The sequence below is a fragment of the Trinickia fusca genome (assembly GCF_003628145.1).
Taxonomy (GTDB): domain Bacteria; phylum Pseudomonadota; class Gammaproteobacteria; order Burkholderiales; family Burkholderiaceae; genus Trinickia; species Trinickia fusca.
Window position 1 is genome coordinate 1,025,519 of record NZ_RBZV01000001.1, and the last position, 25,381, is coordinate 1,050,899.

Annotated in this window: 19 protein-coding genes; 13 read left to right on the plus strand and 6 right to left on the minus strand. The window is 64.9% G+C overall.

Features of this window, described 5'->3' with window-relative positions:
- Positions 1-85: 85 nt before the first annotated feature.
- The 4 genes from def to smc all read right to left on the minus strand — a co-directional run bounded on the left by def (position 86) and on the right by smc (position 7,586).
- Entirely contained in the window at positions 86-619 is a 534-nt protein-coding gene (def, locus tag D7S89_RS04260; RefSeq protein WP_121275835.1) for a peptide deformylase, read from the minus strand.
- Positions 616-2,664: an NAD-dependent DNA ligase LigA gene (ligA, locus tag D7S89_RS04265; RefSeq protein WP_121276091.1), complete on the minus strand. Its 2,049-nt coding sequence runs from the start codon at positions 2,662-2,664 to the stop codon at positions 616-618. Before ligA ends, def begins: the two co-directional genes overlap by 4 nt.
- Before the next feature lie 83 nt (positions 2,665-2,747).
- Positions 2,748-3,992, minus strand: a complete 1,245-nt coding sequence (locus tag D7S89_RS04270; RefSeq protein WP_121275836.1) for a cell division protein ZipA C-terminal FtsZ-binding domain-containing protein — start codon at positions 3,990-3,992, stop codon at positions 2,748-2,750.
- 75 nt (positions 3,993-4,067) lie between these two features.
- Positions 4,068-7,586: a chromosome segregation protein SMC gene (gene smc, locus D7S89_RS04275; RefSeq protein ID WP_121276092.1), complete on the minus strand. Its 3,519-nt coding sequence runs from the start codon at positions 7,584-7,586 to the stop codon at positions 4,068-4,070.
- A 349-nt stretch (positions 7,587-7,935) separates the two neighbouring features.
- On the opposite strand from smc, the gene dapC reads away from it, so the two are divergent.
- The 11 genes from dapC (at position 7,936) to D7S89_RS04330 (ending at position 19,695) form a co-directional block, all read left to right on the plus strand.
- A complete protein-coding gene (dapC, locus tag D7S89_RS04280) occupies positions 7,936-9,141 on the plus strand; it encodes a succinyldiaminopimelate transaminase (protein ID WP_425470722.1) in 1,206 nt (401 codons plus the stop codon).
- 98 nt (positions 9,142-9,239) lie between these two features.
- Positions 9,240-10,067, plus strand: a complete 828-nt coding sequence (dapD, locus tag D7S89_RS04285; RefSeq protein WP_121275839.1) for a 2,3,4,5-tetrahydropyridine-2,6-dicarboxylate N-succinyltransferase — start codon at positions 9,240-9,242, stop codon at positions 10,065-10,067.
- A complete protein-coding gene (locus D7S89_RS04290) occupies positions 10,067-10,429 on the plus strand; it encodes a Spx/MgsR family RNA polymerase-binding regulatory protein (protein ID WP_121275841.1) in 363 nt (120 codons plus the stop codon). Before dapD ends, D7S89_RS04290 begins: the two co-directional genes overlap by 1 nt.
- 98 nt (positions 10,430-10,527) lie before the next feature.
- Positions 10,528-11,667, plus strand: coding sequence for a succinyl-diaminopimelate desuccinylase (dapE, locus tag D7S89_RS04295; protein ID WP_121275843.1), 1,140 nt, complete (start codon positions 10,528-10,530; stop codon positions 11,665-11,667).
- Between the two features lie 26 nt (positions 11,668-11,693).
- Entirely contained in the window at positions 11,694-12,581 is an 888-nt protein-coding gene (gene prmB, locus D7S89_RS04300) for a 50S ribosomal protein L3 N(5)-glutamine methyltransferase (RefSeq protein WP_121276094.1), read from the plus strand.
- 24 nt (positions 12,582-12,605) lie between these two features.
- Positions 12,606-13,322 (plus strand): lysoplasmalogenase, encoded by a 717-nt coding sequence (locus tag D7S89_RS04305; protein WP_121276096.1) that lies wholly within the window; start codon positions 12,606-12,608, stop codon positions 13,320-13,322.
- 149 nt (positions 13,323-13,471) lie between these two features.
- A complete protein-coding gene (cls, locus tag D7S89_RS04310) occupies positions 13,472-14,926 on the plus strand; it encodes a cardiolipin synthase (RefSeq protein ID WP_121275845.1) in 1,455 nt (484 codons plus the stop codon).
- Positions 14,927-15,061: 135 nt separating this feature from the next.
- Positions 15,062-15,586: a Csu type fimbrial protein gene (locus tag D7S89_RS04315; RefSeq protein ID WP_425470725.1), complete on the plus strand. Its 525-nt coding sequence runs from the start codon at positions 15,062-15,064 to the stop codon at positions 15,584-15,586.
- Positions 15,587-15,606: 20 nt separating this feature from the next.
- A complete protein-coding gene (locus D7S89_RS04320; RefSeq protein ID WP_121275848.1) occupies positions 15,607-16,341 on the plus strand; it encodes a fimbrial biogenesis chaperone in 735 nt (244 codons plus the stop codon).
- A gap of 139 nt (positions 16,342-16,480) precedes the next feature.
- Complete coding sequence (locus D7S89_RS04325) at positions 16,481-18,736, plus strand: fimbria/pilus outer membrane usher protein (RefSeq protein WP_342766888.1); 2,256 nt, start codon at positions 16,481-16,483, stop codon at positions 18,734-18,736.
- Complete coding sequence (locus tag D7S89_RS04330; protein ID WP_121275850.1) at positions 18,733-19,695, plus strand: Csu type fimbrial protein; 963 nt, start codon at positions 18,733-18,735, stop codon at positions 19,693-19,695. The genes D7S89_RS04325 and D7S89_RS04330 overlap by 4 nt, the downstream gene beginning before the upstream one ends.
- 120 nt (positions 19,696-19,815) lie before the next feature.
- On the opposite strand, the gene D7S89_RS04335 is transcribed toward D7S89_RS04330, so the two are convergent.
- Positions 19,816-20,295: a glutathione peroxidase gene (locus tag D7S89_RS04335; RefSeq protein WP_121275851.1), complete on the minus strand. Its 480-nt coding sequence runs from the start codon at positions 20,293-20,295 to the stop codon at positions 19,816-19,818.
- A 126-nt stretch (positions 20,296-20,421) separates the two neighbouring features.
- Between D7S89_RS04335 and D7S89_RS04340 the strand changes: the two genes are divergently transcribed.
- Together D7S89_RS04340 and D7S89_RS04345 are read left to right on the plus strand one after the other, a co-directional pair.
- A complete protein-coding gene (locus D7S89_RS04340; protein WP_121275853.1) occupies positions 20,422-22,362 on the plus strand; it encodes an ATP-binding cassette domain-containing protein in 1,941 nt (646 codons plus the stop codon).
- A 97-nt stretch (positions 22,363-22,459) separates the two neighbouring features.
- Positions 22,460-23,545, plus strand: coding sequence for a CaiB/BaiF CoA transferase family protein (locus D7S89_RS04345; protein WP_425470726.1), 1,086 nt, complete (start codon positions 22,460-22,462; stop codon positions 23,543-23,545).
- Between the two features lie 416 nt (positions 23,546-23,961).
- Here the strand turns inward: D7S89_RS04345 and radA are convergent, their stop codons facing one another.
- The gene (radA, locus tag D7S89_RS04350; protein WP_121276102.1) at positions 23,962-25,338 is read right to left on the minus strand and encodes a DNA repair protein RadA; all 1,377 of its coding nucleotides are present in this window, start codon (positions 25,336-25,338) and stop codon (positions 23,962-23,964) included.
- Positions 25,339-25,381: the final 43 nt, after the last annotated feature.

Below are 25,381 nucleotides of genomic sequence, written 5' to 3' on the forward strand. Positions count from 1 at the left end.
TTCCCTTTCTCTCGCCACGCTCACTGAGCACCAAAGCGACGACGCCCGCGGTAAGCGGGCGTCGCGCGGCGGCCAAGCGTGCCGTTCAATCGTCTTGAGACGGGTCGAGGTCGGGGAACAGCACCTCGGTAAATCCGAACTTCGAAAAGTCCGTGATACGCATCGGATAGAGCTTGCCGATCAGATGATCGCATTCGTGCTGGACGACGCGCGCATGAAAGCCTTCGGCGACACGGTCGATCGGTTGGCCGTATTGGTCGTACCCCTGGTAGCGGACCATCGAGAAACGCCCGACCACGCCGCGCATGCCCGGCACCGACAAACACCCTTCCCACCCCTCTTCCGTGTCCTGCGACACCGGCGTGATGGTCGGATTGATGAGCACCGTCTCGGGCACGGGCGGCGCATCGGGATAGCGCTCGTTGTGGCCGAACCCGAAGATGACGAGCTGCAGATCGACGCCGATCTGCGGTGCCGCGAGCCCGGCGCCGTTCGCAGCGTGCATCGTCTCGAACATGTCGCGGATGAGCTCGTGCAGTTCGGGGGAATCGAACTGATCGACGGGCTGGGCGATGCGCAGCAAGCGCGGATCGCCCATCTTGAGAATCTCTCGAATCATAAGTCGTGACCCTCCAGAAGCTTGCGCATATTGTCTTCGTCGAGCACGGGGATGCCGAGTTCCTCGGCCTTCGCGAGCTTGCTGCCCGCATCCGCGCCCGCCACCACATAATCGGTCTTCTTCGACACCGAGCCGGCCACCTTGGCACCGGCCGCCTCCAACATGGCCTTGGCATCGTCGCGCGTGAGCGTCGGCAACGTGCCGGTCAACACGACCGTCTTGCCCGCAAGCACACCTTGCGGCGCACGCGGCGCTGGCGGCCCTTCGGGCCAGCTCACCTTGCCCGGCGCGCGCAGCTGATCGATCACCGTCCGATTGTGCTCTTCGGCGAAGAACTGGTGAATCGATTCGGCCACGACGGGCCCCACATCGGGAACGTCGAGCAGCGCCTCGATCGAGGCGTCCATGATCGGATCGAGCGAGCCGAAATACCGTGCGAGATCCTTCGCCGTCGATTCGCCGACATGACGGATGCCGAGCGCGTAAATGAAGCGTGCGAGCGTCGTGTGCTTGGCCTTCTCGAGCGCATCGAGCAGGTTCTGCGCCGACTTGTCGGCGAAGCGGTCGAGCGCGGCCAGCGTGGAAAAGCCCAGGTTGAACAGATCGGCCGGCGTGCGCACGAGGTTCTGTTCAACGAGCTGATCGATGATCTTCTCGCCGAGGCCGTCGATGTCGAGCGCGCGGCGCTGCGCGAAATGCCATAGCGCCTGCTTGCGCTGCGCCGGACAGAAGAGTCCCCCCGTGCAGCGCGCCACGGCCTCGTCGGGCAGCCGCTCGATGTGCGAGCCGCACACGGGGCAATGCGTCGGCATCACGAACGGCTGTGTATCGGCTGGGCGCCGATCGAGCACGACCGACACGAGTTCGGGAATCACGTCGCCGGCACGCCGCACGATGACGGTATCGCCGACACGCACATCCTTGCGATGCACTTCGTCCTCGTTGTGCAACGTGGCATTGGTCACGGTCACACCGCCGACGAACACGGGTTTCAGGCGCGCCACGGGCGTGATCGCTCCGGTGCGGCCGACGTTCACGTCGATGCCGACGAGTTCGGTCAGCGCTTCCTCGGCCGGGAATTTGTGCGCCAGTGCGAAGCGCGGCGCGCGCGACACGAAGCCGAGCGCTTCCTGCTCATCGCGGCGATTGACCTTGTAGACGACGCCGTCGATGTCGTACGCCAGCAACGGACGCTTCTCGCCAATGCGCCTGAAAAAATCGAGCAGGCCATCGGCCCCCTGCACGAGCGCGCGCTCGGCACACACGGGCAGGCCGATCTCGGCGTACCAGTCGAGTAGTTCGCCATGCGTAGCCGGCATCGCCATGCCTTCGAGGACACCGATGCCATAGGCGAAGAACGAGAGCGGACGCTGTGCCGTGATCTTCGGATCGAGCTGCCGCAAGCTGCCGGCCGCGGCGTTGCGCGGATTGGCGAACTCGCGCTGCTCCGCTTCGCGCTGACGCGCGTTGAGCCGCTCGAAGTCGCGCTTGAACATCAGCACCTCGCCACGCACTTCGACGACGCGCGGCAGCTGCGCACCCTTGAGCTTGAGCGGGATCGAGCGGATCGTGCGCACGTTCTGCGTGACCTCTTCGCCCGTTGCACCGTCCCCGCGCGTGGCCGCGCGCACCAGGTGGCCATCTTCGTAGCGCAGCGCGATCGCGAGCCCGTCGAACTTGAGCTCGCATGCGTATTCGACGTGCTCATGGTGCAGCCCGTCGGAGACGCGCTTGTCGAACGCGACGATGTCTTCGTCAGCAAAGCCGTTGTTCAGCGACAGCATCGGCACTTCGTGCACGACGGGCGCAAACCCGCTCGCGGCCTCACCACCGACACGCTGCGTCGGCGAATCGGGCACGATCAAGTCGGGATGGTCGGACTCGAGGCGCTGAAGCTCGCGGAACAGGCGGTCGTACTCGGCATCGGGCAGCTCGGGCTGGTCGAGCACGTAGTACGCGTAGTTCGCGCGTTCGAGCTCCGCGCGCAGCCAACTGGCGCGCTCAGCGGGTTGCTCGGGGGGCGGTTCAACGATGTTTCGGGTCATGCTGTCGGCGTTCGCGTTCGCTTCTTGTAGATAACCCACGCATTATCGCAGCAAGCCCCGCGACAAGCGCGCCCCCCGTACGCTTACTGGCTGAACAGCCGACGCGTCGCCGGCGAACCCGCCGGGATGCCTGCCTCCTCGAGCCGCGCGTAGAGCGTCATCAGCTGCTTTTCGATCGCGAGCAGCGCGCTTTCCGGCAGCGGACGGCGCTGATCGTCGACCACACGCCCGCCGATGCGTTCGGCCAGCGACTTCGCGTAATCGCACATGAGGCGGAACGGCAGAATGTCTTCGTCGGCGACGGGCACGTCGAGAATCAGCGTGATCATCTGACCGCCCTTGTAGGTCAGATCGTCGCGCAGGAAGTTCGTATCGCCGAACTGCAGCATGAAGACCGGGCTTTGCCGGGCATCGAGCTTCACGAAACGCGTGCCATCGCGCGAGAGCAGCAGACCGTCTTGCGAGGCCACGGCCTGCACGTAGTTGGCCGACCACGGCGCGCCGTCCGACAGCACGTTGATCGACAGTTGCGCATCGCATTGCGCCGCAAAGCCGTCGAGCTCGCGCGCCATCGAGACCGTCTCGAGCATGTCGGGAAACTCGGGGGCGCCGTCGATCGCGTCGGCCAGCTGCTGCACGCCCGACACGAATTCGGAGAACTCGAGCTCGTTGAGCGGGCCATTCCGGTTCGCGAGCTGCGCGGCCGCGCGCAGTTCTTCGTAACGCTGGCCGTTTTGCAGCAGTTCCCAGCCGCTGCCGCCCTCGGGCTTGCCCTCGATATAAACGGGCTTGCTGCCGGCCCGGCGCAGACGCTGCGCCAGCGGCAGGGCCTTGTCGCCGGCCACGGGGCTGCTCAAGCGAATCGGCACCACGCAATCGATACGGCGATCGACGATGTGCGGCGGCGCCGCCGAAATCGTCGTCGCGGCCGGTGCGATCGGCGGCGGCTCCTCGCTCGGCGCCGCGACGCCGGCTACCGGCGCCTCGCCGATCTCACCGAGGTCGCCGTTCGGCACCGTCGTCTCGGCCTGGATGTCAGCCGAGGTGTCGAGCGGTGCGACACCACCGAAGCTGGGCTCCATGCGCGCCGCATCGTCGGCTTGCGGGCTGTCGGACAGTGCCGGCTCGCGGCGGACGTTGGCACGCGCGGGCTCGATGAACGGCCGCTCCTCTTCGTGATCGTGACGCGCCAGCGCTTGCTCGGCTTCGGGCGGCATCGGCCTGGGCATCCTGCGGCGCACCTTCGCCCCCTGCCACGCGTTGTACACGACCACCCCGCCCACCACCACGGCACCCGCGCCGATCAATCCGAGTGTCAACTCGTCCATGCACGCTCCATCAAGCATTTCTTTATTCGCGTTCTCCGCCCAGGCGCGCACGCCCTATTGCGCGGTCCCGCTCGTTCAAGCCGTATTCTGGGCGAAACCGGCGGCCGTTTCCATGTCGACGGCCACGATGCGCGATACCCCTTGCTCCTGCATCGTCACACCGATCAGTTGCTGCGCCATCTCCATCGCGATCTTGTTGTGCGAAATGAACAGGAACTGGGTTTTGTCCGACATCGCACGCACCAGGTTCGCGAAGCGTTCCGTGTTCGCATCGTCGAGAGGTGCGTCCACTTCGTCGAGCAGACAGAACGGTGCGGGATTCAACTGGAACATCGCGAACACGAGCGCCGTCGCCGTGAGCGCCTTCTCGCCGCCCGACAGCAGGTGAATCGTCGAGTTCTTCTTGCCCGGTGGCTGTGCCATCACTTGCACGCCCGCGTCCAGGATCTCGTCGCCGGTCATGATGAGCTTGGCCTGCCCGCCGCCGAACAGGCGCGGGAACAGCTCACCGAAATGCCGGTTCACTTCGTCGAACGTGGCTTGCAGCAACGTGCGCGTTTCCTGGTCGATTTTCCGGATCGCGTCTTCGAGCGTTTCGATCGCGCTCGTCAGGTCGGCCGATTGCGCATCGAGGAAGGTCTTGCGCTCGGTCGCGGCCGCGAGCTCTTCGAGCGCGGCCATGTTGACGGGGCCCAGCGCCGTGATCGCATTGTTGATGCGCGTCACCTCGCCCTGCAGATACGACGGCTTCATGTCGGGCGTCAGCTTTTCCTGCAACTGCGCCTCGTCGACGTTGGCCGCCGCCAGCTGCTCGATAAATTGCTCGCCCGCGATGCGCGCCGCCTGCTCCTTGAGCTGCAGCTCGGTGATGCGCTCGCGCAGCGGCTGCAGCGAGCGCTCGACCGTCAAGCGCGTCTCGTCCATGTGACGCAGCTTCGCCGTCAGATCGTCGAGTTCGATGCGCGCTGCCGACAATGCGCTTTCCTTGGCCGTGCGAATCTCCAGCGCATCTTGCAGGCCGGTGTGCGTCGTCTGTTCGTTGATCGTTTCGAGCTCGGCCCGCGCGTCCTCGAGCGAGGCGGCTACGCGCTCGCTCTGATCGTGCGCGACCTGGATCGTGCGCTTGAGCTCGTCGATGCGGTTGGCCATGTTGCGTGCGGCAAAGCGCGCATCGGTGGCTCCGCGTTCGAGATCGCGCGCTTGCGTGCGTGCTTCGCCGAGCGCTTCGTCGAGCGCTTCGAACGCCAGTTGATGCTCTTCGAAACGCGCCTGCAACTCGGCCAGCTCGCCATCGTGACGCTCGAAGTTCGCCTCCGACTCGGCGCGCTGCGCACGCTGCTCGTCGATCTGAGCCGCGATTTCCTCGAGCTCTTCGCGAATCTGCGTGCTGCGCTGCGTGTAGCGCTCGTGCGCCTGCGTGAGCTTGAGCACGTCCATCTGCAGGGCATGCACGCGCTGCGTCGCACGCTCGGCCTGTGCCCGCACGTCGGCCAGCGCCTGCGACGCTTGCGTGTGCGCGGCTTCGGCGCGGATCGACGCAGTCTTGGCCTCGTCGGCCAGCAGCGTCTGTGCACGCAGCTGACGCGTGAGGTTTTCGATTTCCTGCTGACGCGCCAACATGCCGGCCTGCTCGGAATCGGCCGCGTAAAGCTGCACGCCCACGCGCGTGACGACGTGCCCCGCCTTCACGACGAGCGCCCCGCCTTCCGGCAACTGCGCGCGCATGGCAAGCGCCTGGGTCAGATCGTCGGCGAGGTAGACGTGGCCGAGCCAGTCGCTCAGGACTGCGCGCAGGCCTGCGTCGTCGATACGCACGAGCGAAATCAGCGGCCGCAGGCCGGCCGGCGTCTCGCGCGGAGCACCCGCGGCAGGCGGCGAATAGAAGGCCAACTTGGCCGGGGGCGCGTCGCTGGCGAACGCCTTCACCCAGTCGAGGTTGGAGATCTCGAGCGCGGCCAGGCGCTCGCGCAGGATCGATTCGAGCGCCGTCTCCCAACCCGCTTCGACGTGCAGCTTCTTCCACAGACGCGACAAGCCCGCGAGCTCGTGCTTGTCGAGCCACGGCTGGATCTTGCCCTCGGTCTGCACGTTCTCCTGCAACTGCTTGAGCGCAACGAGCCGTGCTTCGAACTGGTGGATCTGCGCGCTTTCGGACTGCACGCGTTGCTGCGCCTCGCGGCGTGCCGCGTCGAGCTGCGGCAGCGCCTCTTGCGCCTCGGCCAAACGCTGCTGCGCCTCGCGCAGAATCTCCTCGTGCTCGGCAAGCTGCATGCGCTGCTCTTCGAGCTGCACTTCGTCGGGCGCATCGAGCCCGCCCGCCTCGGCCTTGAGCCGTTCGTGCCGCTGTTGCAGCTGTTGCAGCTGCTGATCGGCATTGCGCTGATGCGCCGCTTCGAGCTTGAGCGACTGCTCCGTCTGCGCGATCCCGCCACGTTCGTCGTTCAGCTGCGTCTGCGCATCGCGCCAGCGCGTCTCGAGCGCGGGCAGCGCATCGTGCTTGGCGGCGGCTTCATCTTCAGCCTGCGCGGCCTTTTCTTCGGCCATCGCGAGCTGCTCTTCGGCATCCTCGAGATCGCCGCGCGCCTTCTCGGCCTGCATCTGCCACTGCTCGCGCTGCGCCGTCAGCGCGGCAATCTGCGCCTGCGTGCGGTTGCGCGATTCGATGATGAACTTGATCTCGGCTTCGAGCCGGCTCACCTCGGCGTTGGCCTCGTACAACGCGCCCTGCGCGCCTTGCATCGCGTCGCTGGCCGCGTAGTGCGCCACGCGCAGCGTCTCGAGCTCGGCTTCGACCTCGCGCAGACGGGCCGTCTGGGCTTCGAGGTCGATCTGCGCATCGGAGATCGCGCGTTGCTGGCGCCCCTGTTCGGCCGCCGAGTCGTTCTTGCGCAGCAGCCACAGCAGGCGCTGCTTTTCCTCGCCCTCGGCTTGCAGCGTCTTGAACTTGGTCGCGACGACAGCCTGCGCCTCGAGCTTCTCGAGATTCGTGCCGAGCTCGCGCACGATGTCCTCGACGCGCGTGAGGTTCTCGCGCGTGTCGTGCAGACGGTTCTCGGTCTCGCGCCGGCGCTCCTTGTACTTGGAGACGCCCGCGGCCTCCTCGAGGAACACGCGCAACTCTTCAGGCTTGGCCTCGATGAGGCGCGCGATCATGCCCTGCCCGATGATCGCGTAGGCGCGCGGCCCGAGGCCCGTGCCGAGGAAGATGTCCTGAATGTCGCGGCGCCGCGCCGGCAAATTGTTGATGTAGTAGCTCGACGTACCGTCGCGCGTCAGCACACGCTTGACGGCAATTTCGGTGTACTGCCCCCATTGGCCGGCCGCACGGCCGTCGGCGTTGTCGAACACGAGTTCGACGCTCGCGCGACTACCGGGCTTGCGGGCGGTCGAGCCGTTGAAGATCACGTCCTGCATCGACTCGCCGCGCAGCTCCGAGGCGCGCGACTCGCCAAGCACCCAGCGCACGGCGTCGATGATGTTGGACTTGCCGCAGCCATTGGGACCGACGACGCCAACCAACTGGCCCGGTACCTGGAAATGCGTGGGATCGACGAAAGACTTGAAGCCAGCGAGTTTGATCGAGGTCAGACGCACGGCGATATCGCTGTTTGAATGGGAAATCGAACGGATCGCGGCGAGCGGCACCTTGGGGCTCAGCCGGCCCTGCGCCGTGAAGCGCAACGCTCGAGAATGCCGTCGTCGCAATGCTTATTAACAGCGCGCGAAGCCGGGCACCGACGACAATCGGCATACGGCTTCGCGCGCACAAGTGGCAATCATACCATCGCGGTCGGGCGCTCCCGCCAGGCATCGGTCCAGGGACGAACCCCGGCTATAATTACTGGTTCCCCTAGTACCGAAGCACTACCGAACCAACTGCGCCCGACGCACAGGCCACGCCTGGCGCCGCCGTCCGCATCTGCCGATACCCGCCGAGCCTCACGTGAATCCGCTACTCGACCGTCTCCAGCCCTATCCCTTCGAAAAGCTGCGCGCGCTACTCAAAGACGCGATTCCGAGCGCCGAGCGCCCGCACATCAGTTTCGGCATCGGCGAACCCAAGCACGCCACGCCTGAACTGATTCGCGAGGCCGTCGTCGCTTCGCTCGACACGCTCGCAAGCTATCCGGCCACGCTGGGCTCGAACGCGCTGCGTGAAGCGATCGCGCATTGGGCGATGCGGCGCTACGGGCTGCCGACGCTCGATCCGGCCACGCAGGTGCTGCCGGTCTCGGGCTCGCGCGAGGCCCTGTTCGCCCTCGCGCAGACGGTCGTGGACGGCACACGCCCCGGCGCGGTCGTCCTGTGCCCGAATCCGTTTTATCAGATCTACGAGGGCGCCGCGCTGCTCGCAGGCGCCGAGCCGTACTTCGTCAACAGCGACCCGGCGCGCAATTTCGCCTGCGACTACGCGGCCGTGCCCGAGGACGTCTGGGCGCGCACGCAGCTGCTCTACGTCTGCTCGCCCGGCAATCCGACGGGTGCCGTGCTCACGCTCGACGACTGGCGCGAGCTCTTTGCGCTGTCGGACCGCCATGGCTTCGTGATCGCGTCGGACGAATGCTATTCGGAGATCTATTTCGACGAAGCGAAACCGCCGCTCGGCGGCCTCGAGGCCGCGCACCGGCTCGGCCGCGGCTTCGAGCGGCTCGTGATGCTCTCGAGCCTGTCCAAGCGCTCGAACGTGCCCGGCATGCGCTCGGGTTTCGTCGCCGGCGATGCGGCCCTGCTCAAGCGCTTCCTGCTGTACCGCACCTATCACGGCGCGGCCATGTCGCCGGTCTACCAGGCCGCGAGTGTCGCCGCATGGAGCGACGAGGCACATGTGCGCGAGAACCGCGCCAAGTACGTGCAGAAATTCTCGCTCGTCACGCCGATGCTCGCCGATGTGCTCGACGTGCGTCTGCCCGATGCCGCGTTCTACCTGTGGGCGGACGTGTCGCGCACGGGCCTGACCGATACCGAGTTCGCCCAGCGCCTCTACGCCGACTATAATGTGACGGTTTTGCCGGGCTCGTATCTCGCGCGCACCGCGCATGGTACGAACCCCGGCCGCAATTTCGTCCGCCTGGCGCTCGTCGCCGACGTGAACGAGTGTGTCGAAGGTGCCAAACGCATCGTCGATTTCTGCCGCGGCCTGGCGCGCTGATCCGCGTGCCCGGCATGCGGCCGGCTCGCCCGCCCTCATCGCCCGTGCACGAAGCCACCCCGTCCTGTCTTTCCAGTCTTCATTGAGCGAAACCGAACATGTCGCAACAACTTCAACAGATCATCGACACCGCCTGGGACAACCGCGCCGAGCTCTCGCCGAAGGCCGCGCCCGCCGAAGTGCGTGACGCCGTCGCCTACGCGATCGAGCAACTCGACAAGGGCCTGTTGCGCGTCGCCGAAAAGCAGGACGGCCAATGGGTCGTCAACCAGTGGCTGAAGAAAGCCGTGCTGCTGTCCTTCCGGCTCGAGGACAACGTGCCGATGCCGGCCGGCGGCTATTCGCAGTTCTACGACAAGGTGCCGTCGAAGTTCGCCAACTACACGGCCGAAGACTTTGCCGCAGGCGGTTTTCGCGTCGTGCCGCCCGCGATCGCGCGCCGCGGCTCGTACATCGCGAAGAACGTCGTCTTGATGCCGTCGTACACGAACATCGGCGCCTACGTCGATGAAGGCACGATGGTCGACACGTGGGCGACCGTCGGCTCGTGCGCGCAGATCGGCAAGAACGTGCACCTGTCGGGCGGTGTCGGCATCGGCGGCGTGCTCGAGCCGCTGCAAGCCAATCCCGTCATCATCGAAGACAACTGTTTCATCGGCGCGCGTTCGGAAGTCGTCGAAGGCGTGATCGTCGGCGAAAACTCGGTCATCTCGATGGGGGTGTACCTCGGTCAGAGCACCAAGATCTATGACCGCGAGACAGGCGAAATCACGTACGGCTACGTGCCGCCGGGCTCGGTCGTCGTGGCCGGCAACCTGCCCTCGAAGGACGGCTCGCATAGCCTTTACTGCGCCGTGATCGTGAAGAAGGTCGACGCGAAAACGCGCGCGAAGGTCGGCCTGAACGAGCTGCTGCGAGGCGACTGATGGCGGCTTCGCGAACCATCGTCTACGGCATTCCGAACTGCGACACCGTGAAGAAAGCGCGCACGTGGCTCGAGTCGAACGGCGTGGCATTCGAGTTCCACGACTTCAAGAAAGCGGGGCTCACGGCCTCGCTCGTGAAGGCGTGGCTGGCCGACGTGCCACTCGACGCGCTGCTGAACCGCCGCGGCACGACCTGGCGCGGTCTGACCGACGATGCCAAGGCCGCGGCCGGCAGCGAAGCCGGCGCGATCGCGTTGATGGTCGAGAAGCCTTCGGTCGTGAAGCGGCCCGTCGTGGTCGTCGACGGCCGCGTGAAGTCGCTCGGCTTTTCGGCCGGCGAATACGCGGCGCTGTTCGGCTGATTGCCCGCGCCGCTGCGTTGCGCGCACCAGAAGAAAATTTTTAAGCAGTTGCCGGCCAGAGCGTGCCGGCATTTTTTTATCAAAAGTGGTCTGAATCCATGTCCGGCACCCTCGCCCTCACCGAACAGCTCATCGCCCGCGCTTCCGTCACGCCCGACGATCAGCATTGTCAGAACCTGCTGATCGAGCGGCTCGAAGCCATCGGCTTCGCCTGCGAAACGATCGAATCGCATGGCGTCACGAATTTGTGGGCCGTCAAGCGCGGCACCGACGGCACGAACGGCAAGCTGCTCGTGTTCGCGGGCCATACCGATGTCGTGCCGACCGGCCCGCTCGAGCACTGGAGCTCGCCGCCGTTCGTGCCGTCGCAGCGCGACGGCAAGCTGTACGGGCGTGGCGCCGCCGACATGAAGGCGTCGATCGCCGGCTTCGTCGTGGCCAGCGAGGAGTTCGTCGCGGCGCATCCGGACCATCGCGGCTCGCTCGCGCTGCTCATCACGAGCGATGAGGAAGGCCCGGCCACCGACGGCACCGTCAAGGTCGTCGACGCACTGGAAGCGCGCGGCGAAAGGCTCGACTACTGCGTGGTCGGCGAACCGACTTCGAGCGCGACGCTCGGCGACGTCGTCAAGAACGGGCGCCGCGGCTCGATGTCGGGCAAGCTCGTCATCAAGGGCGTGCAAGGTCACATCGCCTATCCGCATCTGGCCCAGAACCCGATCCACCTGATGGCGCCGGCGCTGGCCGAGCTCGTGGCCGAGCATTGGGACGAAGGCAACGAATACTTCCCCCCCACGACCTGGCAGGTGTCGAACCTGCATAGCGGCACGGGCGCGAGCAACGTGATCCCGGGCCGCGCCGAGCTGCTGTTCAACTTCCGTTTTTCGACGGCGAGCACCGTCGAAGGCCTGCAAAGCCGCGTGCATGCCATTCTCGACAAGCACGGGCTCGACTACGATCTGGAGTGGAACGTCAGCGGCTTGCCGTTCCTCACGCCGCGAGGCGAGCTGTCCGATGCGCTCGGGCAGGCCATCAAGGCCGAGACGGGCGTGACGACCGAACTGTCGACGACGGGCGGCACCTCCGACGGCCGTTTCATCGCGCGCATCTGCAAGCAGGTCGTGGAGTTCGGGCCACCCAACGGCAGCATCCACAAGATCGACGAGCATATTGAAATCGCGTTTATCGACCCGCTGAAGAACGTCTATCGGCGCGTGCTCGAGACGCTGATCGCGTAATGGCTCAGGAGACCCATACGATGACGATGACCACGCCGTTCATGACGATACGCGACCTGCTGCGCTATGCGGTATCGCGCTTCAGCCAAGCGCAGCTCGCCTTCGGGCACGGCAGCGCGAACGCCTACGACGAAGCCGCCTATTTGCTCCTGCACACGCTGCATCTGCCGCTCGATACGCTCGAGCCGTTTCTCGACGCGCGCCTGCTCGACACCGAGATCGATGGCGTCCTGCAAGTGATCGAGCGCCGCGCGGCCGAGCGCGTGCCCGCCGCCTACATCACGCGCGAAGCGTGGATGCATGGCCGGCGCTTTTACGTCGACGAGCGAGTGATCGTGCCGCGCTCGTTCATCGGCGAGTTGCTCGAAGACGGCTTGCAGCCGTATGTCGCCGACCCCGACGAGGTAGGCGCCGTGCTCGAGCTGTGCACGGGCTCCGGGTGCCTCGCGATCCTCGCTGCGCATGCGTTTCCGAACGCCGACGTGGATGCGGTCGATATCTCGCCGCAAGCGCTCGAAGTCGCCCAGATCAACGTTGCCGATTACACACTCGAGGATCACATCGCGCTGTTCGAGGGCGATCTGTTCGCGCCGCTGCCCGAGCGGCGCTATGACGTCATCATCACGAATCCGCCCTATGTGAACAGCGCGTCGATGCAAGCGCTGCCGACCGAGTATCGCCATGAGCCGGAGCTCGCACTGGCCGGCGGCGACGACGGCATGGACGTCGTCCGCCGCATCGTCGCGCAGGCGCGCAACTGGCTCACGGAAGACGGCATCCTCGTCGTCGAGATCGGCAACGAGCGCGCCAACGTCGAGGCGGCGCTGGGCGGGCTCGATCTCGTCTGGCTGTCCACGAGCGCCGGCGACGACTGCGTGTTCCTGATCCAGGCCAGCGACTTGCCGGCTGCCTGACGCGCGATGCCGACGCCCTTGCCCATGCCGCCCGAGCGCGAAACCGAGGCCGAGTCCGAGGTCGAAGCCGAAGCTCGCGCAGCCCTTTCGTCGCAGGCGCGCCGCTGGTGGCTCCTGGCCGGCGGCGCCGCGCTGGCGTACGGCATCTCGTTGCGCCAGGCGCCCTATCCCGACCAAGCTGCTGCCAAGGTGTTGATGTGCGCGCTGCTCGTGCTCGCCACGGCCACCTCGCGCCAGACGACCATGCGCGAGCGCGGGTGGCTCGGGCTAGCGCTGGCCGCGTCGGCGGTGGGTGACGCGCTGCTCGCGCTGCCGCAATTGTCGTTCTCGTTCGTTGGCGGGCTCGGCGCATTCCTGCTCGCCCATCTGGCCTATTGCGGGCTGCTCGTGCCGCTCGCGGGCCCCGTGCGCGGCTGGCGGCGCGTCGCGCTGCCATTGCTTTGGGCCGCGGCGCTCGGGGCGTATGCCGTTTTCTTTCCCCACCTCGGCGAGCTGGTTATCCCGGTCGCCGTCTATGAAGTTGCGCTGTGCCTGATGGCGAGCTTCGCCCTGCTCGCCTCTGTGCCGGGCACGGCCGCGGCTGTGGCAGGCGGCGGCCTGGCGTTCGTCGTCTCCGACACGATGATCGGCATCGACCGCTTCGTCGGCCCATTCGCGGGCAGCGGTTACGCCATCTGGTTTAGCTACGCGCTCGCGCAAGTCGCGCTGTCGGCCGGCATCCTGTTCGCACGGCGGCGTTGACCGCCTGAGTGCTGCGACGATCGGTCTCGTCGCAGCACTGTATGCGCGCCGCCACGAATCCGCCCCCCATTGATGGGCTTCGGTAAGATGCGCATGGGCGCCGCCCCGATGCGGCGCGTCCCGGCAGATCAGGCACAACCGGCCCAAGTATGCAATTCAACTGGCTTTCCCTAGGCACGTTCGTGATCGCCGCGCACGTGCTCGGCGCGATCGCGGCCTGTCACGCGATCCTCAACACGCGCACCTCGCAAGGCGCCATCGCCTGGGCGGTCTCGCTCGTGGCGATGCCGTACTTCACGCTGATCCCGTATCTCTTTCTGGGCCGCAGCAAATTCTCGGGCTACGTCGACGCGCGGCGCCTCGAAAGCGAGTTGCTGCGCACGCATGCGCATCCGAGCGCATGGGACACGCGCGCGTCGTCGACGGGTCGTCCCGCCGAAACATTGGGCCACGCCGTCGTCCGGGCGTTGACCGGCCTGAGCGGCATGCCATTTCTGCCCGGCAACTTCGTGCGCACGCTCGTGAACGGCGATGCGACGTTCGCCGCGATTCTCGAAGCGATCGACGCGGCCCGTCACTACGTGCTCGTGCAGTTCTTCATCGTGCGCGACGATGCGCTCGGCGGCATGCTGAAGGAACTGCTGATCGCGAAGGCCGCACAGGGCGTGCGCGTCTGCTTCCTTTACGACAGCATCGGCAGCTTCGACCTGCCGCAGCGTTATGCCGCGGACTTGCTCGCAGGCGGCGTCGAAATCCATCCATTCGCGACGAACCGTCGCTTCGTCAACCGCTTTCAGCTTAATTTTCGTAACCACCGCAAGATCGTCGTCGTCGACGGCGAACGCGCGTTCGTCGGCGGCCACAACGTCGGTGTCGAGTATTTGGGCGGCAACCCGCGCCTGTCGCCGTGGCGCGACACGCACATCGAAATGCGCGGGCCCATCGTCGCGAGCGTGCAGTTCGTGTTCATCGAAGACTGGCATTGGGCGACGCAGCAACTGCCGCGGTTCGAGCCGCCCCCGGCCGACAAGCCGCACAGCCCCGACGACGACGACGACATGCACTGCCTCGTCGTCGCACCGAGCCCGGCCGACAAGCAGGAGACGGGCTCGCTATTTTTTGTCGAAGCGATCAACGCCGCACGCGAGCGCATCTGGATCACGACGCCCTATCTCGTGCCCGACGAGGCCGTGTTCTCGGCATTGCGGCTCGCGGTCATGCGCGGCGTCGACGTGCGCATCCTGATTCCGAGCCGACGCGATCACTACGTCGTATTCGAAGCATCGAAGCTCTATGCACACGACCTCGTGCGCGCGGGCGTGCGCATCTTCCGCTACCGGCCCGGCTTCCTGCATCAGAAAGTGGTGCTCATCGACCAAGCGGCGGCGGCCGTCGGCAGCGCCAACCTCGACAATCGCTCGTTCCGCCTGAACTTCGAGATCATGGTGCTCACGATCGACCACGCGTTTGCGTCCGAGGTCGAAGCGATGCTCCTGCGCGATTTCGAGCATACATACGAAGTCGATCGCAGCGAGTACCGCGATGCGCCCGCTTGGCGGCGCGTCGCTATGCATGTGGCGCGGTTGTTTTCACCGATTTTGTAGCGAGTTTTGGGTTGACTGGTAAAAAGTATATTGAATGTGGCAGTTTCTATGAGTATTTTGATACTCATGCCATGTCGGCCAGAATGGGAATCAAGCAGGGGCCGACAATCAATAGCGGTTCGCATGGAGTCGGTCATGAAGCCACTGCCGCTCTCTCTAGCACTCGCAATTGCCCTGGCTTTCGCACCACCGTTGCCGGTTTCACATGCCGCCATCTATAGCAACGGTACCGCTACCTCGACCTTTAACGTCTCGCTCACCATTCAAGCTAATTGCACGGTTTTGGCGAATCCGCTGAATTTCGGGACAAACGGCGTACTCGCGGCGGCACTGAACCAGCAGACCACGGTGGCGGTCACTTGCAGTAACACCACGCCGTATAACGTGGGACTAGATGCGGGCACGGTTAGCGGCTCGACCGTGTCGAGCCGCCTGATGGCCGGCACGGCCACCGGCAACACTAGCACGACAGTCAGCTTCCAGCTGTACCAGGACGCCGGTCATACTACGGTGTGGGGTAACACTCAGGGAACGGATACGGTGGGCGGCACCGGCAACGGATCGTCACAGTCGATCACGATTTATGGCCAGGTACCCACGCAGACGACACCGAAGCCGGACACCTACCAAACAACAGTGACTGCAACGGTCTATTTCTGAGCGTTCGCCAGAGAAAATTTATGGGTCGACTGCACTTTCTCGCCGCGAGCGTGCTTTTTCCGGTCAACCTGATACCCAGCGCGGTTTCGGCCGCCACACTGCAGGTTTCGCCCGTGATGGTGGAATTCCGGCCAAGCGAAAACGCATCGAGCATTACCTTGCGCAACCCGGGGGACCATCCGTTATACGGACAGGTAAGGATGTTTCGCTGGGACCAGGTAAACGGCAACGATACGCTGACTCCATCGCAGGACTTGATCGCCAGTCCCCCGCTCGTCGAGATCCCTCCGCATGCTGATCAACTGGTGCGGCTCGTACGGGCCAGCGCCACGCCTGTCGCTGTCGAGCAAAGCTTCAGGATTCTCATCGACGAGCTGCCCCCACCGGGCGAGGTGAGTGTCGGCGGCGTGACGATAAGGCTGCGCTATTCGGTGCCGATCTTTATTGAGCCACCCAATATGGCTGGCGTGCCCCAACTCGCGTGGCACCTGTCGAAGAGCGCAATGGGATGGACGTTGAGCGTCGACAATACCGGCGTGCGTCGTGCCCAGATCGCTGCGGTTGAACTGGTGAACGGTGCCGGCAATGCTTACCAGCTCAACGAGGGGCTGCTTGGGTACGCACTGGCCGGGCGCACGGTTCAGTGGAACGTACCCCTGCCAGCCACGCTGGATTTGAGCGATACCGTAAAGGTCCGGGCAGTCGTCAACTCTCTACCCGTCAAAGGGGGGATAACGTTGAAACAACCTGGCTAAACCCGTGCACGGCCTCGATCCTGCCGCACCGCGCACATGTCGTCTAGCGCGTACGAAGCAGCAACGGGGGCGATATTCATGCGCCGCGTTTGCGGCCGGATTGATCATGCTCGGGTCTACGCGTGTGGGTGCGCATTCCATGCTGCCCATCACAGACATCAATCCGAATGGGCCTCATGATGTAGTCCTGGAAGTGGACGTGAATGGCCAGCGCACGACGTTACTCGTGAGTTTTCGCGAACACGATGGCCACCTGTCAGCCCATGGCAAGGATCTGAACGAGATCGGTTTCTCCACCGATCGACTGGGCATTGCAGACACTGCCGACGTGCAGCTCGACTCGATCCCAGGCCTGCATTACACGTACGATGCCGCAAACCAAACCGTGGACCTCGACATTCCAGACGGCATCCGCAGGGCGTATACCTTGGAAAGCCGCTCCCTGCCTGCCACGCCGAAGGCCACGTCCGCGCGCGGGCTCGTGATCAACTACGACGCGTTTGCACAGACGCTGGACGACGAACAGCTCTCACTTTATTCCGAGGAACGCTACTTCGATTCAGCCGGCGTATTCAGCAATACAGGCATCGCTTACCTATACCGGAACGAACAGCGCTACATCCGCTACGACACGTCGTGGCGCATGTCGACCCCGACCACGCCGAGCACCACTCAGATCGGCGATACGATTACGTCGTCGCTTGCATGGACGCGCTCCATTCGGCTTGGCGGATTCCAGTGGCGCAGCAATTTCGCGCTGCGCCCCGACCTCGTCACTTTTCCGGTTCCTGCGCTCGCGGGTTCTGCGGTCTTGCCATCGGCCGTCGACCTTTATATCAATAACGTCCGGCAATTCAGCGACAACGTTCCCAGCGGGCCGTTCATCGTCAACGAGGTGCCCGGCATCACCGGCGCAGGGGAAGCGACTGTCGTCACGCGCGATGCGCTGGGGCGGACCATCGCCACATCCGTGCCGCTTTATGTCGACACGCGCATGCTGGCGCCAGGGCTGACGAGTTACTCGTTCGAGGCAGGGTTCCTGCGCCGCGACTACGGGCTCGAATCGTTCGAATACGATCGGCGCCCTGCGGTCAGCACCTCGGCCCGGCGCGGGCTATCCGACACGATCACGGTCGAAGGCCACGCCGAAGCGACCCCCGGCCTCTATAACGTAGGAGCCGGCGCACTCGTGCGGCTCGGCATGGCGGGCGTCATAAACGGCGCGCTGGCAGCAAGCGCTGGGCGGCTCGCGGGCACACAAGTGAGTCTCGGCTACCAGCTGATCGAGCCAAACTTCCTCATCGACGCACAGACGATCCGTGCCTTCGGCAACTACGGCGACCTCGCTGCGCGCGATGGCATCCCGGTACCTTCCGCAACGGACCGCGTCACGCTCGCCCTCCCCTTTCTACGTCACAAGACGTTCTCCGTCAGCTACATCGCCTTCCGCTCGCCGCAGGGTCCCTCCTCGCGGATCGGGTCCGTCGCGTGCACCCTCGACGTCGGTAACCGCATCTCGCTGAGTCTGAATGCTTACCGGGACTTCAAGCAGCGCAACGCGAACGGCGCGTTCGTTGCCATAACCTTTGGCTTCGGCGATGACACCTCGGTCAGCGCCACGGCCGGCAGACATAGCGGCCAGTCGAGCTACAACGTCAGTGCCATACGCCCGCCTGATTACGCCGGTGGCTCGGGCTGGGGCGTCCAGGCCGGCGGCGCGGGCAGTGTGCAATATCGGCAAGCGCAGTTCCAGTACCTCGGTAACGACGGGGAGGCTACGGCGATCGTGCAAGACGTCGACCGACACGCATACGGGACGGTCGACCTAAGCGGCGCGCTCGTGTTGATGGACGGCAATGCGCAACTTTCGCGACGCATCGACGACGGCTTTGCGCTGGTCGTGACGAACGGCGTCGCGGGCATTCCCGTACTGCACGAAAATCGCGTGATCGGTACAACAGACAGTTCTGGCCATTTTCTTGTGCCGGACCTGAACAGCTACCAGAGCAATCAGATCAGCATCAACAGCTCGAACCTGCCAGCCGATGCGCAGATTGCGGCAACGTCGGCTAACGTCGTGCCGCAAGCGCAATCCGGGGTGCTCGCGCATTTTGGCGTGACGCGCTACAGCGCGGCCTCGATCATCCTTCACGGTCCGAATGGCGCCGTGCTGCCGCCCGGCTCGCGTGTCCACCACGTCGAAAGCGGCAAGGACACGATCACGGGCTATGATGGCCTCACGTTCATCGACGAGTTGCACCCCGACAACCATCTGGTGATCGATAGCGGCACGCTTCACTGTTCGGTGCAATTCGGATACGTGCGGCCCCGCGACGGTACGCTGCCCGTCATCGGTCCGCTAACATGCCGCGCGGCGGAGGGAGACACGCCATGAATCGCGCTGTCCTTTCGCTGCTCATCTTGGCCGTCATGCTTTGTCTGTCTGCGCCGGCGAGCGCGCAAAGCTGTTCGGCCACAGCCTCGGCTGTCAACTTCGGCTCCGTGAGCCCGATCGCGCTCAGTGCGGTGACGGCTACGGGAACGGTCAACGTCACTTGCACCTGGCCTGTCGTTTCGGTTACGCCGAACGCGCTGGTTTGCCTGAATCTTGGCGCAACGAGTCCGCGCAGCCTCACGAATGGCGCAAACGCGATGCAGTATGACCTGTACCAGGATGCAGCCCATTCGCTCGCATGGGGCTCGATCTCCAATGGCTCGACGCCCATTTCGCTCACGCTCAGCAAACCCACTTTGGGGACGACGGCTGCGCAGACTGTCACGGTCTATGGCCGGATTGCCGCCAACCAGCCCACCGTGCCGACGACCGGCGACAGCGACACGGTATACACGGAGTCGTTTAGCGGCACGCTGACGTCGCTCAACGATGGCTTCTACCTGCTAACCGCCCCCACATGCGCATCGCTTACGACGAGCAACGGTACCTTTCCGTTCACCGCCAGCGCGACGGTGGTCAACAACTGCAACATCAGCACGACAAACGTAAGCTTTGCGGCAGCGGGCGTCCTGAGTAGCGCGTTTAACGCACTGGGTTCGATCAGCGCACAGTGCACGAACGGGGATGCATGGAGCATCGCGCTGAACGGCGGATCGAGTGGCAACGTGGTGAGCCGGAGCATGCAGCGCACCGGAGGTGGGGGGACTGTGAGCTACCAGCTGTACACCGACTCAGCCCATACTTCGGCATGGGGGGATGGTACCGCGGGCACCACGACGGTGACTGGCATTGGCACCGGCAACACTCAGGTGGTAACCGTCTATGGCGTTGTTCCGTCTCAGACGACGCCAGCACCAGGGAACTATCTCGACTCGATCACGGCGACAATCAGCTTCTGAGTCAGGCCGAACGAAGACCGTTGCGAATGAAGTCGACGGCGCGCCAGCGATCGTGGAGATCGCTGGCGTTCCTTTTCCGGCGTGCGCCTACGAGTGACTACCGAAACCGCACCCGCCCCCTCAAAGCAGCGCCTCGATAGCGCGGGCAATCGCCTCCGGCTTCGTGCGGCTCGCATAACGCTTGACGACGTGCCCTTCGCGATCGACGAGAAACTTCGTGAAGTTCCATTTGATCGCCTTCGTCCCGAAGATGCCGGGCGCCGCCGCCGTGAGATGCCGATAGAGCGGATGCGCATCGGGCCCCTTCACGTCGATCTTCTCGAACATCGGAAACGTGACGCCGTACGTCCGGTCGCAAAACTGCGCGATCTGCGCGGCGTCGCCAGGCTCTTGCGCCCCGAATTGATTGCACGGAAAACCAAGCACCTCGAAGCCGCGCGCGCGGTAGCGCTCGTACAACGCTTGCAGACCCGTGTACTGCGGCGTGAACCCGCACTCGCTGGCCGTGTTGACGATCAGCAGCACATTGCCGCGATAGCGCTCGAGATTGGCTGGCTCGCCCGCGAGCGTGCGCGTGGAGATGTTATAAAGCGAACTCATCGCTGGCCTCTTGAAAAAACGGCAGTCTAGGCGAAAAGCCGACGCCCGGCACGCATCGGTCTGGACTATGCGCGGCGAGCACCGTCTAAAATAGCGCTTTTCGAGCCGCCCAACCCAAGTCCTGTCGTGATCCGTTTCAACCAATTCAGCCTCGCGCGCGGCGTCAAGCCGCTTTTCGACGACACCTCCTTCGCCCTGAACCCCGGCGAAAAAGCCGGGCTCATCGGCGCAAACGGTGCCGGCAAATCGACGCTCTTCTCCGTGCTGCGTGGCGACCTGCACGCCGATGGGGGCGATTTCTCGATGCCGCCGACCTGGCGCATCGCGCACGTTGCCCAGGAAACGCCCGCCGTCGAGAAGACGGCGCTCGAGTACACGCTCGACGGCGACACGGCGTTGCGCGAAATCGAGGCCAGCATCACGGCCGCCGAAGCGGCCCATGACGGCGAAGCGCTCGCGCATGCGCACGCGGCTTTCGCCGACGCCGACGGTTACACCGCGCCCGCGCGCGCCGAGGCGCTGCTGCTGGGCCTGGGTTTCTCGCTCGAACAAACTCGCCAGAACGTCGCGAGCTTCTCGGGCGGCTGGCGCATGCGCCTCAATCTCGCGCAGGCGCTCATGTGCCGCTCGGATCTGCTGCTGCTCGACGAGCCGACGAACCACCTGGATCTCGATGCGATCGTCTGGCTCGAAGATTGGTTGCACCGCTATATGGGGACGCTGGTCGTGATCTCCCACGATCGCGAATTCCTCGATTCGGTCTGCAACGTCACGCTGCATCTCGAGAATCGTCAGGTCAAACGCTACGGCGGCAACTACTCGCAGTTCGAAGTCCTGCGCGCCCAGCAGCTGGCGCTGCAGCAAAACGCCTACGAGAAGCAACAGAAGACGGTCGAGCATCTACAAAGCTTCATCAACCGCTTCAAGGCGAAAGCGACCAAGGCCCGGCAGGCGCAAAGCCGCATGAAGGCGCTCGAAAAGATGGAGCTCATCGCGCCTGCCCACGCGCAATCGCCGTTCACGTTCGAATTCCGTACGCCCGACGCGGCGCCGAACCCGATGCTCGTGCTCGAGAACGTGCGCTGCGGCTACCAGAGCGACGACGGTCAGGAAATCCCGATCGTTTCGAGCGTCACGCTGTCGATCCAGAACGGTCAGCGCATTGGCCTGCTCGGCGCGAACGGCCAGGGCAAGTCGACACTAGTGAAGACGCTGGCCGCCACGCTGATGCCGCTCTCGGGCGAGATGCGCCAAGGCCGCGGGCTCACGATCGGCTATTTCGCCCAGCACCAGCTCGAGACGCTGCGCCCCGACGATTCGCCGCTCGCCCACCTCGCGCGCATGGCACCCGAGACGCGCGAACAGGAGCTGCGCGACTTTCTGGGCGGCTTCAATTTTTCGGGCGACATGGCGAGCGCGCCGATCGCACCGTTTTCGGGCGGCGAAAAGGCGCGCCTCGCGCTCGCGCTGATCATCTGGCAAAAGCCGAATCTGCTGCTGCTCGACGAACCGACGAACCACCTCGATCTCGAAACACGTCACGCCCTGACGATGGCGCTTGCGCAATTCGAAGGCACGCTGATCCTCGTTTCGCACGACCGGCACCTGCTGCGCGCGAGCACCGACCAGTTCATGCTCGTGGCGAACCACCGGCTCCAACCGTTCGACGGCGATCTCGATGATTATCGCGACTGGCTGCTGCAACACGCGGCCGACACGCGCGCAGCGGCCAAGGCTGCGGGCGCCGCTCAAGCAGCGGGTGTCACGAACGATGCCGGGCCGAACCGCAAGGACCAGCGCCGCCAGGAAGCCGAAGCGCGGCAGAAACTCTCGCAGCTCAAGAAGCCGCTGCAAGCACGCATCACGAAGATCGAAAAGGAAATGGAAACGTTGAACGCGGAGAAGGCGACGCTCGATGCGTTCGTCGCCGACTCCTCGAGCTACGAGCCGGCCATGAAGACGCAGCTGACCGAAGCGCTGCGCCGGCAGGCCCAAGTGCACGCGCGCCTTGACGCGCTCGAAGCCGACTGGCTCGAAGCGCAGGAAGAACTGGAACAGATCGGCTAAGGCGCATGCGCAAGCGCGAGCTGCTCGACGCACCGCGCAGCGCCCACGGCCTTCTCGCGCGAAGGCCGAGCCGACATGCACCGACAGGAGGTGTCCGTTGACGACGCAAGCTCCGCTGCAAGGTCTGCGCGTGCTCGATCTCACGCGCCTGCTGCCAGGCCCGCTCGCGACGCTGCGGCTCGCCGAGCTCGGCGCCGACGTGCTGAAGATCGAAGAGCCCGGCACCGGCGACGCGGCCCGCGCCATGATGCAAAGCCCCGCCGACAAGGCCGCGGGCCGGCCGAGCGCGTTCTATCGCATCGTCAATCGCGGCAAGCGTGAAACGCGGCTGGACCTGAAGACGGAGACGGGTCGCACGGTGCTGCGCGCACTCGCGCGCGAATCGCACGTGCTCATCGAAAGCTTCCGTCCCGGCGTGATGGCGCGCCTTGGGCTCGACTATGCGGCCCTCGCCGCCGTCAATCCGAAACTCGTCTACTGCGCCATCACGGGCTACGGCTCGGAGGGCGCGTTCGCGCATCGCCCCGGCCACGACATCAACTATCTCGGCTACGCGGGCGTGCTCGACCAGATCGCCACCGTCGACGGCACGCCGGTCGTGCCCAATATCCAGATCGCGGACATGCTGGGCGGTGCGGCAACGGCCGTCACGCAAATCCTGGCCGCACTGTGGCAGGTCTCGCGCGGCGGCAAAGGCGCGTTTCTCGATGTGTCGATGACGCATGCGATTTACACGCACAACATCGTCGCGCATGCCGCGCTCGAAGAGGGCGACAAGCAGTCAGACGCCAATCCGACGGACGCACGGCATGCGGGCCGCGGTCTGCTCAACGGTGGGGTGCCCTGCTACAACGTGTACCGCACGGCTGACGAACGCTGGCTGGCGGTTGGCGCGCTCGAGCTCAAATTCTGGGAACGGCTGTGCCGCGCATTGGGCCGGGAAGATTGGACGAGCCGGCATTGGAGTCTCGGCCAGGCGATCGGCGGGCCAGACGCGGTTGCGCTGACGCAGGAGCTGGCGGCACGCTTCGCGACGCATCGGCTCGCGGCCTGGCTTGAATTGCTAGAGCCGCTCGATTGCTGCGTCTCGCCGATTCTGACGGCCGAGGAGGCGCGCGAACACCTGCTGTTTTCCGATGTGCAAGGCGAGGCTGATCTTGGCGCGGACGCGAGCCACTCCTGAGCAACAGCCTCAGCCACTAGCTTCGGTGTCTGCTGATGCAGCGCCACAGCGGAGCGGGCAGCCCCCGCCAGGCAGAGAAAGGTACTCAGGCGCTCGCTCGAGAGCAGGAGGGTTATGGCGGCAAGATTCTCTTCGGGAAGCTCCAGCTCCATTGACGGTCAACCTCGTTTTCGCTAGCATGGCACGTGAAAAGTCGGGATCAGTGTCGGCCGCTACCCTTGGGTAAACGGACCCCCGACTTCCTGCTGTCAGGGCGTCACTGCGGTGACGCCCTTTTCTTTTCGACGCCAATTCTAGGAAGACTAAGAAGCGTTGTTCGTGAAGCTCGCGCAGATCAGCCGATTTCCCGGCTCGACCTGCCAAGTCGAGCCCAAGACGGCGGGGCAATCTTCGCTCAACCAACGCCAACGAACCGCCTACTCCAGCTCCTTGATCCGCGAAATAGCCTGTTCGATGCGCTCGACGGCGATCACCTGCAAGCCGTCGACGGCCTGCTTCGGCGCATTGGCCTTCGGAATCAACGCGGCGGTAAAGCCGAGCTTGGCCGCTTCCTTCAAGCGCTCCTGCCCGCGCGGCGACGGCCGGATCTCGCCGGCCAGCCCGACTTCGCCGAACACGATGAGCCCCTTGGGCAACGGCTTGTTGCGCATCGACGAATGAATCGCGAGCAACACGGCCAAATCGGCCGCAGGCTCGGCGATCTTGACGCCGCCGACGGCATTGAGGAACACGTCCTGATCGAAGCACGCGATGCCGGCATGCCGATGCAGCACGGCCAGCAGCATCGCGAGACGATTCTGCTCCAGACCGACCGCGAGCCGTCGCGGGTTCGGCACATGCGCCGTATCGACGAGCGCCTGGATTTCGACGAGCAGCGGCCGCGAGCCTTCCTGCGTGACGAGCACGCACGAACCCGGCACGATCTGCTCATGCTGTGACAGAAACAGCGCCGACGGATTCGCCACGCCGCGCAGCCCGCGCTCGGTCATCGCGAACACGCCAAGCTCGTTGACGGCGCCAAAGCGATTCTTGAACGCCCGCACGAGCCGGAACGACGAATGCGTGTCGCCTTCGAAGTACAGCACCGTATCGACGATATGTTCGAGCACGCGCGGGCCTGCGAGACTGCCCTCCTTCGTCACGTGTCCAACCATCACGATCGTCGTGCCCGACTGCTTCGCGATGCGCGTGAGCTGTGCTGCGCACTCGCGCACCTGGGCGACGGAGCCCGGCGCCGAAGTCAGCGCATCGGAATAAATCGTCTGAATCGAGTCGACGACGGCCACATCGGGCCGCTCGGCTTCAATGGCCGCCTGAATCTTCTCGAGCTGGATCTCGGCGAGCAGCTGTAGATCGGCGGCCTTCGAGCCCGGCTCGAGCAGCGCGAGGCGCTGCGCGCGCAAGCCGATCTGCGCGGCCGATTCCTCGCCGCTGATATAAAGGGCACGCCGATCCTGCGCCAGCGAGGCGAGCGACTGCAACAGCAGCGTCGACTTGCCGATGCCAGGGTCGCCGCCGATCAGCACGACGCCACCTGCCACAAAACCACCGCCGAGCACGCGATCGAACTCGCCGATGCCGGTCGAGAAGCGCGGCACGTCGGCCGCTTCGATGTCGGCCAGACGTTGCACGGGCGCGCTCTTCGCGAGCGACTGGAAACGATGCCCGTTCGCGGTCGGTGCGACCGTCTCGACGAGCGTGTTCCAGACGCCGCACGAAGGGCACTGCCCTTGCCACTTCGGTGCCTGGCCGCCGCATTCCGTACAGGTATAGGTTGTTTTCTGTTTCGCCACGCGCGTCAAATCCCTAACCGTTCACTTCGCTTTCGTTGTTCTC